This is a genomic window from Ruminiclostridium herbifermentans (genome assembly GCF_005473905.2).
GTDB lineage: Bacteria > Bacillota > Clostridia > Acetivibrionales > DSM-1351 > Ruminiclostridium > Ruminiclostridium herbifermentans.
Genome location: NZ_CP061336.1, coordinates 4,800,402 through 4,817,678, shown reverse-complemented (window position 1 = coordinate 4,817,678; position 17,277 = coordinate 4,800,402). Strand labels below are relative to the sequence as shown.

The window sequence follows — 17,277 nt, the reverse complement described above, 5'->3', positions numbered from 1 at the left end:
CTTATTTCGCCACCTTGATCATAATCAAAATTAATAATAGCAAAATGTAATAGTTACATTTGCTAAATGCATAATGTTATTAAAAAAATCAAATATGTAAATAATAAACAATAAAATTTAAGATAATAATACTCTAAAAGTTTTGTGTGAAAAGTATAATTAAAAAATTAAATAAAATAATAAAGTTATTAACAATGTGATTATAATAACACACAAGTTATCAACAAGCATTAATAAATATAACAGAGTTTTGTGGAAAATTCAATATAAAAAACACAAGATATCCACAAAAAAATTTTTTTATCAACTGAAATATCCACAGGTTTTTAAGGTAACATATATTTTAAACAACATATGGTTCAACTATACTTTTTTTGTACTATATATTGATTTATAAAGGTAAAAATAAATAAAAAGAAAATAATGTTAGCAATATAGTACATATAATTGAACCTTGACAGTATAAAAAGTATTAATATATAATAGATTCGGTGTCTTTAAAAGAAAAGACTATGATAAGTTTTATATAAAGTAAATTAGAACGGGGGTGGACTAATGTTAAGAACATATCAACCTAAAAAAAGACATAGACAAAAAGAGCACGGATTTAGAAAGAGAATGAGTACTGCAAATGGAAGAAAAGTACTAAGAAGACGCAGACTAAAAGGAAGAAAGGTTATTTCAGCGTAAGACCGCATTTTGTGGTCTTTTTCTTTAAAAATTGCTATCTTCCATACAGATAAAACTTTAGGAACTCGAAAATAGGATTTTAAGAACACTATTTATTTTCGAGTTATTATTGCTTAAATAGCAGTATTGGAAAATGGAGGTTAGCATGAAAAAGGTTGCGACACTTAAAAAGAATTACGAGTTCTCGAGAGTTTTTAATAAAGGATTGTTTTATGTAGGAAGGCATATAGTAGTTTATGCCTTTCCTAATAGGCAATCAATAAAAAGAATTGGAATATCAGTTTCAAAAAAAGCTGGAAAAGCTGTATTAAGGAATAGAAAGAAAAGGCTTATTAGAGAAGTCTATAAGCATTATGATGAATTTATTCTTAATGGTTATGATATAGTTATTGCTGCAAGAGGGGGAGAAACTGTATTCAAATATTCTGATTTGTTAAAGGAATTCAAATATTTATTGAAAAAGTTACAAATATTTGATCAGGAGAAATATAATTGCTTAAAAGACTATTAATATCTTTGATACATTTTTATCAAAGGTTTTTATCACCTTTAAAAATAAAGCCTACTTGTAGGTTTTATCCAACTTGTTCACAATATGCTTTGGAAGCTATTATGAAATATGGTTGCTTAAAAGGTAGTTATCTGGGAATAAAGAGAATATTAAAGTGTCACCCATTCCATCCAGGAGGGTATGACCCTGTAAAATAGATTAAATAAACATTAGGTTTAGGAGAAAAAATAAGATATGTTAGATTTTATTGCTGGTCCACTGGGTAAATTCCTTTACTGGATTTATACTGGAGTAAATAATTATGGTTTAGCACTGATTGTATTTACAATAATTGTTAGAACTGCTTTAGTTCCATTAACACTAAAACAATATAAGTCTACCGCTGAAATGCAAAAGGTTCAGCCTTTATTGCAAGAAATACAGAGAAAGTATGCTAATGATAAAGAAAAACTGAATCAAGAGACTATGAAGTTGTATCAGGAGCATAATATAAATCCTGCTGGAGGATGTTTACCTTTACTAATTCAGATGCCAATTCTATTTGCATTATGGCAGGTAATATCTAGACCATTAAAATTTATGCTTGGTTTGACAGAGGATAATTTAGCGAAATTAGCAGCTCAAGCTAATGCTACAGGACAATATAAAGAAATTGATACAATTACTTACTTTATGAAAAATGGTATGGGAGACCAAGTTGGAAATTTAAATATGTTCTTTCCAGGGCATGGAGGGATAAACCTTGGTAGTACTCCTACATTGGATTTTGGACAACTAATGTCAGATCCGTCAAAATTCTTAGTATTGATATTACCGCTACTTGCAGTATTAACAACATTTTTAACTGTTCGTATGTCAATGCCTAAAAAGAGTAATGACAAAGAAAAAGATAAAGCAGCTAATCCAATGGGAAATTCATTATTATTTATTTCTCCTTTAATGACATTAATATTTTCGATGCAGTTCCCTGTAGGTATGTCGCTATATTGGTTTGTTGGTAACTTATTTTCAATGGCACAACAATACTATGTGAATAAATATGTCCTTAAGAAGAAGGAGGTAGTGACAAAATAATGGCTTACAGTATAGAAAAAACAGGAAAAACAGTTCAGGAAGCTATTGCAGCAGCATTAACTGAATTAAATTTATCAGAAGAAGATGTTGATATTGAAATTATTGAAGAAGGTACAAAAGGAATTTTTGGTATTATTGGATCAAAAGTTGCAAGAATTAGAGTTACAGTAAGGGAAGAGAATAATAACAGATGCGATATTGCTTCTGATTTTCTATATACTATATTAAATAATATGGAAGTTGAAGCAGACATTAGTGTAAGCGAAGATGATGAAAATATAGTAGTTGATATTAATGGTGATGATATTGGTATAATTATTGGGCGCCGTGGCGAAACAATGGATGCTCTTCAATATTTAACTAGTTTAGTTGTAAATAAAGGTTATGAGGATTATAAGCGTGTTGTATTAAATGTTGAAAATTACAGGCAGAAAAGAGAAGAGACTCTTATAAAATTGGCTAATAGATTAGCTGAAAAGGTTGTAAAGTATAAAAAGCCAGTTACACTTGAGCCAATGAATCCATATGAGAGAAGAATTATTCATTCGTCTTTACAAGGCCATAAATTTGTTGAGACATTTAGTACAGGCGAAGAACCAAAAAGAAAAGTGGTTATTGCATTAAAAAAATAATAACAATTTATGAAATAAGATATATGGTGAAATGGTTCAGGAATTTTCTTGAGCCATTTTGTGTTTGAAAGTTATGATTAAGTATATATAACGAGGTATATTATGTATTTTGAAGATACAATTGCAGCTCTTTCTACACCTATAGGTACTGGTGGAATTGGAATTATAAGAATAAGTGGAAAAAATGCATTTGATATTGTATCAAATATTTTCATTTCAAATAAAACTATTGATGAAATTCAATCACATACCGTAACCTATGGGAAAATAGTGGATCCTACAAACAAAACTGTTATTGACGAAGTTTTGCTAACTAAAATGTGCAGTCCAAAGACTTTCACAAGAGAAGATATTATTGAAATAAATTGTCATGGAGGCTTAGTTGTTGTTAATAGAATACTTGAGCTTTTGATTAAATATGGAGCACGTCCTGCAGAGGCTGGGGAATTTACAAAGCGGGCATTCTTAAATGGTAGAATTGATTTATCTCAGGCAGAAGCAATAATTGATCTCATTAATTCAAAAACAGTTGAGAGTTCTAAAGCAGCAATAAGCCATTTAGAAGGAAATTTATCAAAAAAATTAACCTCATTAAGAGAAACATTGGTAGGACTGTTAGCACACATAGAAGTTACTGTTGATTATCCTGAACATGATATAGAAGAAATAACAGGTGAAAAGGTAATTGAGAGTTTGAAAATAGTCAAAAATAGTCTTATATCACTGGCAAAATCATTTGATAGAGGGAAAATCCTTAGAGAAGGAATTAATATTGTTATAGCTGGGAAACCAAATGTGGGGAAATCCTCTCTCTTAAATCAGTTATCCGGAAATACTAGGGCTATTGTTACAGATATTCCAGGTACGACAAGGGATATTATAGAAGAATATATTAACATTAAAGGTATTCCGGCTAAAGTTATTGATACGGCAGGAATAAGAATTACAAAAGATGTTGTTGAAAAGATAGGTGTTGATAAAGCATATAATGCTATAGAAAATGCGGATTTAATAATAATGGTTATAGCTGCTGATACAGGTATTCTTGAAGAAGATGCAGAAGTATTGAAAATTATTAAAGACAAGAAAAGCATAATAATGATTAATAAAATTGATTTAGTTGATGAAGATAAAATTGATACTATAAAGAATCAGCTAAATGTTGATAAAATATTAGAGGCGTCAGTTATTAATGAGAAAGGTATAGAAGAACTTGAGGAAATAATATATAAAATGTTCTATACTGGAGAGATATCTCAAAACAATGAAATAATAATAACAAATGCTAGACATAAAAATTTAGTAGATATGAGCTTAGAATCAATAAATCAAGCAATTAATTCATTTGAAATAGGAATGCCTTTGGATATGGTAACTATAGATATAAAAAATTCTGCAGATTTAATTGGTAAGATAACAGGTGAGTCAATAGATGATGCTATTATGCATGAGATATTTAGTCAATTCTGTATTGGTAAATAATCAAATTAATTAAAAAAGTTTTTTAAATAATTAATAAAAAGAGATATAGAAAGGAAGAATCCTAATGGATTATTTCGCAGGAAGTTATGATGTAGTTGTTGTTGGCGCGGGACATGCAGGCTGTGAGGCAGCATTGGCATCAGCAAGATTAGGCTGCAAAACAATTATTTTTTCAATAAATTTGGACAGTATAGCAAATATGCCGTGTAATCCCAATATTGGTGGTACTGCTAAAGGTCATCTTGTAAGAGAGATTGATGCTTTAGGTGGTGAAATGGGAAAGAATACTGATAAGACTTTTATTCAGTCAAAAATACTTAATTATTCAAAAGGTCCGGCAGTTTATTCTTTGAGAGCTCAAGTTGATAGACGACAATATCAAATGGAAATGAAGCATACATTAGAATTGCAAGAGAACCTTGATGTAAGGCAGGCAGAAATTGTTGAAATAATCACTGATGAATCTAAGACAAAAGTTAAAGGTGTGAAAACTCATACTGGAGCTATCTTTGAGTGCAAGGCCATTATTTTAACAACTGGAACATACTTAATGGGACGAATAATAATTGGAGATGTTAGCTATAGTGGAGGTCCAGATGGACTTTTTCCAGCAAACAGGCTTTCTGAGAGTCTATTAGCTCTAAATATTAAATTATTGAGATTTAAGACTGGTACACCAGCTAGACTTAATAGAAGGAGCATTGACTTTTCAAAAATGGTTGAGCAAAAAGGAGACGATGAAATTATTCCATTTTCTTTTGAGAATGAAAGTATTGAGAAAGAACAGGTATCTTGTTGGCTAACGTATACAAACAATGAAACTCATGAAGTTATAAGAAATAATCTACATCGTTCACCTCTTTATAGTGGAAATATTACGGGAATTGGCCCTAGATATTGCCCTTCAATTGAGGATAAAATTGTAAGATTTGCTGATAAGGAAAGACATCAAGTTTTTGTAGAACCAATGGGACTTGATACTGAAGAGATGTATTTACAAGGCATGTCAAGCAGTCTGCCAGAGGACGTACAGATAGAGTTTATGAAAACAATACCTGGTTTAGAAGAAGTTAAGGTAATGAGAAGCGCATATGCAATTGAATATGATGGTATTGATGCTACTGAGTTGAAACTGTCACTTGAGCATAAAAAAATAGATGGTTTATTTTCAGCTGGTCAAATAAATGGCAGCTCCGGATATGAAGAAGCTGCTGCTCAGGGGATAATTGCGGGAATAAATGCTGCAATGAAGCTAAAAGGGAAAAATCCTATTATTTTAGACAGATCCCAAGCATATATTGGGGTATTAATAGATGATCTTGTTACAAAAGGAACAAAAGAACCATATAGAATGATGACATCAAGGGCTGAATACAGGTTGCTTTTAAGGCAGGATAATGCAGATTTAAGATTAACTCCAATTGGCAGAGAAATTGGTCTTATTAGTGAGGAACGTTATAATAAATTCTTACAAAAAAAAGAACTTGTTGAGAAAGAAATTGAAAGAATTGAAACTACTTATTTACCTCCAAGTGAAAAGGTACTAAAATATCTTGAAAGTAGAAATAGTACAGCAATAAAAAGTGGAATAAATCTTGCAGAATTGCTTAGAAGACCTGAAATAAGCTACGAAAGTTTATCAGAGGTATGTGAACTTCCAAATTTATCAAGATCAGTAAAAGAGCAAGTTGAAATACAAATAAAATACGAAGGTTATATAAAAAGACAAATTCAACAGGTAGAACAGTTTAAGAAGCTGGAGGATAGAAAAATACCGGAGGATATTGACTATTCTATTATAAAAAATTTAAGATTAGAAGCAAAACAAAAGCTTTCTCAAATAAAGCCGGATTCAATTGGACAAGCTTCAAGGATAACAGGAGTTTCACCAGCTGATATAACTGCATTGCTTATTTATCTTGAACAAATGAATAGGACTTCCAATTAAGTTTTAATAGCGGAGTATTATAAATAAACTCATAAAAGCTTTTTATTTTAAACGTGGAGGGGAATATGGCTTTAGATATAGAATTAAGTAACCTTCTTAAAGAAGGAGCTAAGCATTATGGCAAAGAAATAACCGATGATCAAATAAATCAGTTCACCGAATATATGGAATTACTTAAAGAATGGAATAAAAATATAAATTTAACCGCTATAGAAGATGATAGGGAAATAATTATTAAGCATTTCATTGATTCTTTAAGTATATTGCCATATATAAAAGATGATTGTAAAACACTAATAGATGTAGGCACAGGTGCTGGTTTTCCAGGTATTCCATTAAAAATTGCAAATACAAATATAAATATAACTCTTCTTGATTCTTTAGAAAAAAGAGTTAAGTTTTTAAATGAAGTAATAAAAGTAACTAATATAGGAAATATAACAGCAGTACATGGTAGAGCTGAGGACTTTGGAGTAAATCCAAATTACAGAGAAAAGTATGATATTGCTGTTGCTAGAGCTGTTGCAAATTTACCAGTTTTGCTTGAATATTGTCTACCTTTTGTAAAAATAAATGGAATTTTTATAGCAATGAAGGGAAGTAACATCGAAGAATTGAACAACAGCGATAAAGCACTCGACATTTTAGGTGGGAAAATTGAGAAAATTGAAAAAATGGAATTACCTTTTACAAATATAGAAAGAAATGTTGTAGTGATAAGAAAGTTTAGACACACCCCGACAAAATATCCAAGGAAAGCAGGAAAACCAGGGAAAGAACCGTTGATATAGGAATAAAATGAAATCATTTTACAGATTTTTATCGAACGATTTTTTTTCGGTAATAAAGGAAATGGTATAAAAACAAGAGAATTATCCTTTGTAAGAATTTACAATATTTGGTATAATACCAAAGAAAAAATTAAAACTTATACAAAGGATGGTGCCGTTATGTTAGAAAACAAAGTTCAGTTTTCAAGTCAGGAAAAAAAAGACGAGTTAAAAAATATTACTTATGTTGGAATTGATTTTATAAGACCAAACCCATACCAGCCAAGGAAGCAATTTAATAAATTGGCTCTTGAAGAACTATGTGAATCAATAAAACAATATGGTGTATTACAACCAATTAATGTAAGAAAAATTTCACTAAGTACATATGAACTCGTTGCAGGTGAAAGAAGATTAAGAGCAGCAACAATGGCGGGATTAAAAGAAATTCCTGCAATAATAATTAATGTTGATGATAATGATTCAGCAGTAATGGCATTGATTGAAAATTTACAAAGAGAAGATTTAAGCTATATGGAAGAAGCAGAAGGCTATAGCAACTTAATAAATGAGCATAATTTGACTCAAGAAGAGTTGGCTCAGAAAATAGGAAAAAGTCAATCAACTATTGCCAATAAAATTAGATTATTAAAGCTTCCTCCATTAGTAAAAAAGATCCTTGCGGATAATAATCTTACTGAAAGACATGCAAGAGCTCTTCTTAAACTACATGACGAACAGCTTCAGCTGAAGGTATTAAAGCTAGTATGTGAGAGAGGGCTAAATGTAAAAAAGACTGAAGAACTTGTTGAAAAGGCAATTGATAGATTCTCTAAAGATGTGAAAAGGAAGTCAAGTGATAAAAGGATAACAAAATCTATTAAAGATGTAAGAATTTTTGTCAATACAATAAGACAGGCAATTGATATAATGAAACAGTCAGGAATAAATGCAAAAGCAGCTCAAATTGATAGGGGAGAGTACATTGAATTTGTGGTACGTGTTCCTAAAAATATGGCTTAGTATCTTAATAAAATTACTATGGCTAATTTTTATAAATGCTTATAATTTAATAAATTTAAGAATGAAAAAGTGGATTGTTTTTGACCCACTTTTTTATTATTTTTATTTCCCGAAATGAATTAAGACTAAATAATGGTAATTTTGGTGATAATATAAATATTAAATAAAAACAATATATAGTATTTAATAATTTTTTATACTACGAAATTTAAATTTTATAGTTTCTTAATTTTATAAATAACAGTTAAACTAATTTAGTATCAGCTAAAGTATAGATTTGCATTACTGTAAGCTTTATTGCTTGATTAACTAAATTTATTTATGGATAAGTATGGTGACAAAAAAGTGGACAGCCAGCCAAAAGTTTATTACAATATATAGTGGATTTGATTGTTTTTATAATATGAAAAGAGGTAGAAAGTTTAATGGCAGATGAAATAAGGGAGCAAAAAATTATACCTATAGACATAGAAGAAGAAATGAAAAAGTCATTTATAGACTATGCTATGAGTGTAATAATAGACAGAGCACTACCTGATGTTCGAGATGGTTTAAAACCAGTTCATAGACGTATACTTTACACTATGTATGTTTCGGGTTTTACACCGGACAAGCCATACAGAAAATCTGTTGCGACTGTTGGTGAATGCTTAAAAAGCTATCATCCACATGGTGATGCGGCGGTTTATGATAGTCTCGTACGTATGGCACAGGATTTTTCACTAAGACATCCCCTTGTTGATGGACATGGAAACTTTGGTTCAAGAGATGGCGATTGTGCAGCTGCAATGAGGTATACTGAGGCAAAGTTAACAAAGATATCAATGGAAATGCTTGCTGATATAAATAAGGATACTGTTGATTTTAAACCAAACTTTGACGAGCATGAAGTTGAACCAGTTGTTTTACCATCAAGATTTCCAAATCTATTGGTAAATGGTTCATCAGGTATTGCAGTTGGTATGGCAACAAATATACCACCTCATAATTTAGGTGAAGTAATTGATGGTGTTTGCGCTGTAATAGATAATCCAGAGATAACTATTGATGAATTAATGAAATACATTAAAGGACCTGATTTTCCCACAGCTGCTAAAATTGTGGGTAAAAAAGGTATAAAAGATGCATATAGAACTGGTAAGGGAAGAATAGTTGTTCGTTCTGAAGCTACAATAGAAGAGATGCCTGGAAATAGGCATAGAATTATTATTTCCGAAATACCATATATGGTTAATAAAGCACGTCTTATTGAGAAAATTGCTGACCTAGTTAAAGAAAAGAGAATAGAAGGAATATCTTTATTACAAGATGAATCAGGAAGAGAAGAACCTGTTAGAATAGTAATTGAGTTAAAACGTGATGCAAATCCAGGTGTAGTATTAAATCAATTATATAAGAATACTCAGCTTCAAGAGACATTTAGCGCAAATATGGTAGCTATAGTGCCTACTGAGGATAATCTTTATGAGCCAAGAACTCTAAATTTAAGACAGATTCTTGACTATTACATAGATCACCAGAAGGATGTTATTAGGCGCAGAACTAAATTTGAGTTAGATAAGGCTGAGGCTCGTGCTCATATTTTAGAAGGTTTAAAGAAAGCTCTTGATCATTTAGATGAAGTTATTAAAATTATTAGATCTTCAAAGAATGAGCCTATTGCAAAAGCAGGTTTAATTGAACGATTTGGATTTAGTGATAAGCAGGCTCAAGCTATCGTTGACATGAGATTAGGCCGATTAACAGGCTTAGAAAGAGAAAAAATAGAAAATGAATATAATGAATTAATTGAAAAAATTAATTATTATAAGAATGTATTGGCTAATGAAGTGTTAGTACTTGGAATAATTAAAGACGAGTTAAGAGTAATTAAAGACAAATATGCTGATGATAGAAGAACAAAAATAGAGATTGATGAATATGAAATTGATATGGAAGATCTTATTGAAGAGGAGGAAAGTGTAATAACTTTAACTCATTTTGGATATATTAAGAGACTTCCTGCAGATACTTATACAAGTCAGAGGCGTGGAGGCAAAGGCATAATTGGTCTTAGCACTAGAGAAGAAGACTTTGTTAAGGACTTATTTGTTACAACTACACATCACTATATAATGTTCTTTACTAATAAAGGTAAAGTATATAGGCTGAAAGCATATGAAATACCTGAGTCAGGAAGACAGGCAAAAGGAACCGCTATTGTAAATCTTTTACAGTTAGATGGAGATGAAAGGATAACAACGGTAATTCCAATTCAAGAATATAAAGAAGGTCAATATCTCATTATGGCTACTCGAAATGGGTTAGTTAAGAAGACTGATGTTATGGAGTATAGTAATATACGAAAGGGTGGGCTTGCTGCAGTTTCATTGAGAGAAGATGATGAACTGATAGATGTAAAACTCACTGATGGTAATCAAGATATTATTATTTCTACTTACAATGGAATGGCCATAAGATTTAAAGAAACTGATGCTAGACCGATAGGAAGAGTTTCTCAAGGAGTTAAGGGCATTGAACTGGAAGAAGGCGACCATGTTATTGGTATGGAAGTTTGTACAGAAAATACCACTCTATTAGTTGTTACGGAAAACGGCTTTGGTAAGAGAACAGAGTTAGATGAGTACAAGGTTCAAAATAGAGGGGGTAAAGGTGTTCTTACTTATAGAATTACTGAAAAAACAGGTAAGTCTGCGGGTATGAAACTTGTATCAGGTGATGATGACATCATGCTAATCAGCAGCGATGGTACAATTATTCGTATGAAAGTAAGTGAAGTTAGTATTCTTGGTCGAGCAACCCAAGGTGTTACTCTTATGAGAATGGCTGATGGAGTTAAGGTAGTAAGTATCGCAAGAATGGTAAATGAAGATGATGTGGACAGCGAAGATTCTTCCGATAATGGTGATGATGATGTCCGTGAAAATTCAAACTGCAGTTTGACAGATAACATACAAACAGATGACGATATTTAGATAAATTTTGCTTTTGAGTTTAATATATTTGAAATTAAATAGTGTTATCAATCTAAAAAGGCTATATGAGAAAACATATAGCCTTTTTAAGCTTTTTTGATGGCTCTATGTAGACTGTTGATGTAGGCTTTTAAACTGTGAATTTATCTTATTAGTTGAAGTAGGTCGGCAAACTGAGATTTTTGAAGGTATACTAATTTATTAATAATACAAAAATAATGTTAACAGAAATTATATTCATTTGGCAATAGTAGGGAAACTAGAAATTGTCACATTCTAACATATACTAGGATATTACCTACAAAGCTACAATTCACAGAATAAATTTACTAATAATTTCAGAAATAAGATACATCAAACCTTACAAGATAAAAAACTCTATTAATGAAGGCGAAGTATATTTAATAAAATTAAGGCTTTTTGTATGAATTCAGAAGAAAATAATAGGTAAATTAAAAAAATGAGTAAATATGGAAGTGTATTGTGTTGTAAATGTATTTGGTATGGTGGTATACTAACCAAGCTGTCTAGAGAATCAACACAATTTATTATTTATAGGAGTTTTGAAAAAAAACTAAAATAAAAATAAAAAAAGTGTTGACAACGAAACAGCAAGGTGGTATTATAATTAAGCTGCTTGCGACAAGTAAACAGCAAACAACTTGAAAAGCAGACGAATTGATGCTTTTGAGGATTGGACTTTGAAAAGTAAACAGTGACAAGTCTTTTAATAAAAGACCATGTAAAGGAACTCGAAAAATTCCAAAGTCTATATAATGGACTTTAAATTGAGTAACTTGCGAACTTTACAACCTAGTTCTTAAAGAACAAGGAACAATAAGTCAGCAATTTTAATGAGCAATTAAATTTTCAAATTTAAATATTAATTTGAGAGTTTGATCCTGGCTCAGGACGAACGCTGGCGGCGTGCCTAACACATGCAAGTCGAGCGGAGTTAATTGAAAGCTTGCTTTTGATTAACTTAGCGGCGGACGGGTGAGTAACGCGTGGGCAACCTGCCTTTCACAGGGGGATAACACAGGGAAACTTGTGCTAATACCGCATAACACATCGAGGTAGCATTACCATGATGTCAAAGGAGCAATCCGGTGAAAGATGGGCCCGCGTCCAATTAGCTAGTTGGTGATGTAACGGACCACCAAGGCGACGATTGGTAGCCGAACTGAGAGGTTGATCGGCCACATTGGGACTGAGACACGGCCCAGACTCCTACGGGAGGCAGCAGTGGGGAATATTGCACAATGGGGGAAACCCTGATGCAGCAACGCCGCGTGAAGGATGAAGGTTTTCGGATTGTAAACTTCTTTAGTCAGGGACGAAAAAATGACGGTACCTGAAGAATAAGCCACGGCTAACTACGTGCCAGCAGCCGCGGTAATACGTAGGTGGCGAGCGTTGTCCGGAATTACTGGGTGTAAAGGGCGTGTAGGCGGGAATGTAAGTCAGATGTGAAATCCCAGGGCTTAACTCTGGAGCTGCATCTGAAACTATATTTCTTGAGTGCCGGAGAGGAAAGCGGAATTCCTAGTGTAGCGGTGAAATGCGTAGATATTAGGAGGAACACCAGTGGCGAAGGCGGCTTTCTGGACGGTAACTGACGCTGAGGCGCGAAAGCGTGGGGAGCAAACAGGATTAGATACCCTGGTAGTCCACGCTGTAAACGATGGATACTAGGTGTAGGAGGTATCGACCCCTTCTGTGCCGGAGTTAACACAATAAGTATCCCACCTGGGGAGTACGGCCGCAAGGTTGAAACTCAAAGGAATTGACGGGGGCCCGCACAAGCAGTGGAGTATGTGGTTTAATTCGAAGCAACGCGAAGAACCTTACCAAGGCTTGACATACAGTGGAATACGGCAGAGATGTCGTAGCCCTTAGGGGCTGCTGTACAGGTGGTGCATGGTTGTCGTCAGCTCGTGTCGTGAGATGTTGGGTTAAGTCCCGCAACGAGCGCAACCCCTGTTGTTAGTTGATAACATTCAGATGATCACTCTAACGAGACTGCCGGTGATAAATCGGAGGAAGGTGGGGACGACGTCAAATCATCATGCCCCTTATGTCTTGGGCTACACACGTACTACAATGGCTATTACAATGAGAAGCAAAGCTGTAAAGTGGAGCAAATCTATAAAAATAGTCTCAGTTCAGATTGTGGGCTGCAACCCGCCCACATGAAGTCGGAATTGCTAGTAATGGCAGGTCAGCATACTGCCGTGAATACGTTCCCGGGCCTTGTACACACCGCCCGTCACACCATGAGAGTCTGCAACACCCGAAGTCGATAGTCTAACCGCAAGGAGGACGTCGCCGAAGGTGGGGCCGATGATTGGGGTGAAGTCGTAACAAGGTAGCCGTATCGGAAGGTGCGGCTGGATCACCTCCTTTCTAAGGAGACAGGGATGATGCAGCGTAAGTTGTGATTATCCAGAATCTTTAGGTCGAAGATAGTGTCAGTATTAGCTTGAGCAGAGCTCGCGAAGTCTGGTAAAACATTATCTTAGAGTACTTTGCACGAGGATTTACGAAGTAAATCCTTTAGTCACTGTTTAGTTTTCAAAGCCCAAAAGCTTTGAAAACTTTTGTACATTGAGAACTAAATAATGTATCGATAAATGCGTTTTTTATGAAATTTAAATTTCTTTATGGAATTAAAGTTTCATAGAAACAAGTTTTAATGAAGATGAGAAAACGTAGATATAATTTACATTGTGAATAATATTTACGCGACAAATAATAAGGGTAATATGTACAATTTTTGCAAAAGAAAGGTACACGTGACTCTTAGGAAAGAACTCATTGATAGGTTAAGACAATCACAATCAATTGTGAGAAGCAATTGATATACTTGAGAATCCAAATTATCGAAGATAATTCGAAAAGAGGTCAAGCTACTAAGAGCGTAGGGTGAATGCCTAGGCACCAGAAGGCGATGAAGGACGTGACAAGCTGCGAAAAGCTACGGAGAGGCGCAAATAGCCTGTGACCCGTAGATATCCGAATGGGGGAACCCGGCCAAACTAAACATTTGGTCATCGTTACATGAATAAATAGTGTAACGAGGGCAGACGTTGGGAACTGAAACATCTAAGTACCAACAGGAAAAGAAATCAAAAGAGATTCCGTAAGTAGTGGCGAGCGAAAGCGGATTAGCCCAAACCAAGAAATAGCAATATTTCTTGGGGTTGAGGACTAGCATAATGATTCTCAGAGCATAGCAGAATGAGCAGCTGGAAAGCTGAGACCATAGAGGGTAAAAGTCCCGTATGCGAAATGCGAAGAGACAGGCTAGTATCCAGAGTACCACGAGGCACGTGAAACCTCGTGGGAAGCAGGGTGGACCACCATCCAAGGCTAAATACTAACTGGTGACCGATAGTGGAGCAGTACCGTGAGGGAAAGGTGAAAAGAACCCCGGGAGGGGAGTGAAAGAGAACCTGAAACCCTATGTTTACAAGCAGTTGAAGAGCGTTAAAGCTCGACAGCGTACTTTTTGTAGAACGGTCCGGCGAGTTATTGTATGTAGCGAGGTTAAGTACGTAAAGTACGGAGCCGAAGGGAAACCGAGTCTTAATAGGGCGACAAAGTTACATGCTATAGACCCGAAACCGGGTGACCTACCCATGGACAGGTTGAAGCGGGAGTAAAATCTCGTGGAGGACCGAACCACATGACCGTTGAAAAGGTCTGGGATGAGCTGTGGGTGGCGGAGAAATTCCAATCGAACTCGGAGATAGCTGGTTCTCCCCGAAATAGCTTTAGGGCTAGCCTCAAGTTAGAGTCATACGGAGGTAGAGCACTGAATGGGCTAGGGGCCTTACCAGGTTACCGAACCCTATCAAACTCCGAATGCCGTAATGATGTTACTTGGGAGTCAGACTACGAGAGATAAGTCCCGTGGTCAAAAGGGAAACAGCCCAGACCATCAGCTAAGGTCCCCAAATTACAGTTAAGTGGAAAAGGATGTGGGTTTGCTAAGACAACTAGGATGTTGGCTTAGAAGCAGCCACTCATTCAAAGAGTGCGTAATAGCTCACTAGTCGAGTGAGCCTGCGCCGAAAATGTCCGGGGCTAAACTGTATACCGAAGCTATGGATCAGCGTGTGTTCAATAGTATCACCTAGCAAAAGACTGCTAGAACATTTCACAAAATGCATCATATAAAATATGATTAAGGAGCATTTTGTCAAATGTTCCATACAGCTAAACTGTATACCAGAAGTAATTAGAAGGTATATAAAAGGAGTTAGGAGATAGTATTGAACACACGAGGGTGGTAGGGGAGCTTACTGTTGTAGGTTGAAGCACGACCGGAAGGACGTGTGGACGAAGCAGTAGTGAGAATGCCGGAATAAGTAGCGAGAGTAAAGTGAGAATCTTTACCGTCGAAAGCCTAAGGTTTCCTGGGGAAGGTTCGTCCGCCCAGGGTAAGTCTGGACCTAAGCTGAGGCCGAAAGGCGTAAGTGATGGACAACAGGTTGAAATTCCTGTACTACCGTTATTCGTTATGAGAGAGGTGGGGACGCAGGAGGATAAGTCAAGCATACAGCTGGAAAAGTATGCGCAAGCGAGGTAGATAGTCTAGTAGGCAAATCCGCTAGATGTTTCGAAGGCGTGATGCGGAGGGAAAATAAGTACCGAAGTGACCGATTCCACACTGACGAGAAAATCCACTATCCAGAATAAAGGTACCAGTACCGCAAACCGACACAGGTAGGTGAGGAGAGAATCCTAAGACGAGCGGGAGAAGCGTTGTTAAGGAACTCGGCAAATTGACCCCGTAAGTTAGCGATAAGGGGTGCCACTAGAGATAGTGGTCGCAGAGAATAGGCCCAAGCAACTGTTTATCAAAAACACAGGTCTCTGCTAAATCGAAAGATGAAGTATAGGGGCTGACGCCTGCCCGGTGCTGGAAGGTTACGGGAATTGCTTAGCGCAAGCGAAGGCATGAACTTAAGCCCCAGTAAACGGCGGCCGTAACTATAACGGTCCTAAGGTAGCGAAATTCCTTGTCAGGTAAGTTCTGACCCGCACGAATGGCGTAATGACTTGGGCACTGTCTCAACAACGTACCCGGCGAAATTGTAGTACTTGTGAAGATGCAAGTTACCCGCGGCTAGACGGAAAGACCCCATGGAGCTTCACTGTAGCTTGATATTGGGTTTCGGTATTTTTTGTACAGGATAGGTGGGAGACTGAGAAGTAGTGGCGCCAGCCATTATGGAGTCGACGTTGGGATACCACTCTAAAAGTACTGGAACTCTAACCAGGTACCATAAACTGGTACTGGGACACTGTCAGGTGGGCAGTTTGACTGGGGCGGTCGCCTCCTAAAGAGTAACGGAGGCGTTCAAAGGTTACCTCAGCGCGGTTGGAAATCGCGCATCGAGTGCAAAGGCATAAGGTAGCCTGACTGCGAGAGCTACAACTCGAGCAGATACGAAAGTAGGACTTAGTGATCCGGTGGTATGAAAGTGGAATTGCCATCGCTCAACGGATAAAAGCTACCCTGGGGATAACAGGCTTATCTCCCCCAAGAGTCCACATCGACGGGGAGGTTTGGCACCTCGATGTCGGCTCATCGCATCCTGGAGCTGTAGCAGGTTCCAAGGGTTTGGCTGTTCGCCAATTAAAGCGGTACGCGAGCTGGGTTCAGAACGTCGTGAGACAGTTCGGTCCCTATCTGCCGCGGGCGCAGGATATTTGAGAGGATCTGTCCTTAGTACGAGAGGACCGGGATGGACGAACCTCTAGTGCACCAGTTGTCATACCAATGGCACAGCTGGGTAGCCAAGTTCGGAAGGGATAAACGCTGAAGGCATCTAAGCGTGAAACCCACCTCAAGATGAGATATCCCACTAGCAATAGGTAAGACCCCATGTAGACTACATGGTTGATAGGTCAAGAGTGTAAGTACAGTAATGTATTTAGCTGATTGATACTAATAGGTCGAGGGTTTGACCCAAAGAAGAGGAACAAAAGTTTCCAACAGGTATTCAAGAGTAGGTCGTTTTAATCTAGAAATGAGGAAAGTACATCTTCAATCGATAACATTATTTAGTTCTGAATGTACAAAATATGCTTGACAGAGTATATGAAATGTATTAACATACAAAAGCAGTAAAGGTACATTTAATGAATAGCAGTAAAAAAT

At 35.8% G+C, this 17,277-nt stretch carries 10 protein-coding genes and 2 rRNA genes; all 12 read left to right on the top strand.

The genetic code is table 11. From position 1 onward, the window contains the following. The first annotated feature begins 555 nt into the window (after window positions 1-555). The 12 genes from rpmH (at window position 556) to EHE19_RS19460 (ending at window position 17,088) form a co-directional block, all read left to right on the top strand. Window positions 556-690, top strand: a complete 135-nt coding sequence (gene rpmH / locus EHE19_RS19515) for a 50S ribosomal protein L34 (protein ID WP_137697049.1) — start codon at window positions 556-558, stop codon at window positions 688-690. Window positions 691-835: 145 nt separating this feature from the next. Further along, window positions 836-1,201 carry a ribonuclease P protein component gene (gene rnpA, locus EHE19_RS19510; protein ID WP_137697048.1) on the top strand — a complete coding sequence of 122 codons (366 nt, stop codon included), beginning with the start codon at window positions 836-838 and terminating at the stop codon, window positions 1,199-1,201. Further along, on the top strand, window positions 1,183-1,398 hold the full coding sequence (gene yidD, locus EHE19_RS19505) for a membrane protein insertion efficiency factor YidD (RefSeq protein WP_137697047.1): 216 nt from the start codon (window positions 1,183-1,185) through the stop codon (window positions 1,396-1,398). Before rnpA ends, yidD begins: the two co-directional genes overlap by 19 nt. A 37-nt stretch (window positions 1,399-1,435) precedes the next feature. After that, a complete protein-coding gene (locus tag EHE19_RS19500; protein WP_137697046.1) occupies window positions 1,436-2,275 on the top strand; it encodes a YidC/Oxa1 family membrane protein insertase in 840 nt (279 codons plus the stop codon). Next, a complete protein-coding gene (gene jag, locus EHE19_RS19495; RefSeq protein WP_137697045.1) occupies window positions 2,275-2,907 on the top strand; it encodes an RNA-binding cell elongation regulator Jag/EloR in 633 nt (210 codons plus the stop codon). The genes EHE19_RS19500 and jag overlap by 1 nt, the downstream gene beginning before the upstream one ends. A 102-nt stretch (window positions 2,908-3,009) precedes the next feature. Next, window positions 3,010-4,389 (top strand): tRNA uridine-5-carboxymethylaminomethyl(34) synthesis GTPase MnmE, encoded by a 1,380-nt coding sequence (mnmE, locus tag EHE19_RS19490; protein WP_137697044.1) that lies wholly within the window; start codon window positions 3,010-3,012, stop codon window positions 4,387-4,389. 64 nt (window positions 4,390-4,453) lie between these two features. Continuing rightward, complete coding sequence (gene mnmG / locus EHE19_RS19485) at window positions 4,454-6,337, top strand: tRNA uridine-5-carboxymethylaminomethyl(34) synthesis enzyme MnmG (RefSeq protein WP_137697043.1); 1,884 nt, start codon at window positions 4,454-4,456, stop codon at window positions 6,335-6,337. Window positions 6,338-6,414: 77 nt separating this feature from the next. Continuing rightward, entirely contained in the window at window positions 6,415-7,128 is a 714-nt protein-coding gene (rsmG, locus tag EHE19_RS19480) for a 16S rRNA (guanine(527)-N(7))-methyltransferase RsmG (RefSeq protein WP_483314009.1), read from the top strand. Window positions 7,129-7,287: 159 nt separating this feature from the next. Continuing rightward, window positions 7,288-8,130, top strand: a complete 843-nt coding sequence (gene noc / locus EHE19_RS19475; protein WP_137697041.1) for a nucleoid occlusion protein — start codon at window positions 7,288-7,290, stop codon at window positions 8,128-8,130. A 425-nt stretch (window positions 8,131-8,555) separates the two neighbouring features. Further along, a complete protein-coding gene (gyrA, locus tag EHE19_RS19470) occupies window positions 8,556-11,105 on the top strand; it encodes a DNA gyrase subunit A (protein ID WP_137697040.1) in 2,550 nt (849 codons plus the stop codon). A gap of 884 nt (window positions 11,106-11,989) precedes the next feature. After that, window positions 11,990-13,511 (top strand): 16S ribosomal RNA (locus EHE19_RS19465). 496 nt (window positions 13,512-14,007) lie between these two features. After that, window positions 14,008-17,088, top strand: a 23S ribosomal RNA gene (locus EHE19_RS19460). The 16S and 23S rRNA genes sit together here, the layout of an rRNA operon. The last annotated feature ends 189 nt before the right edge of the window (window positions 17,089-17,277 follow it).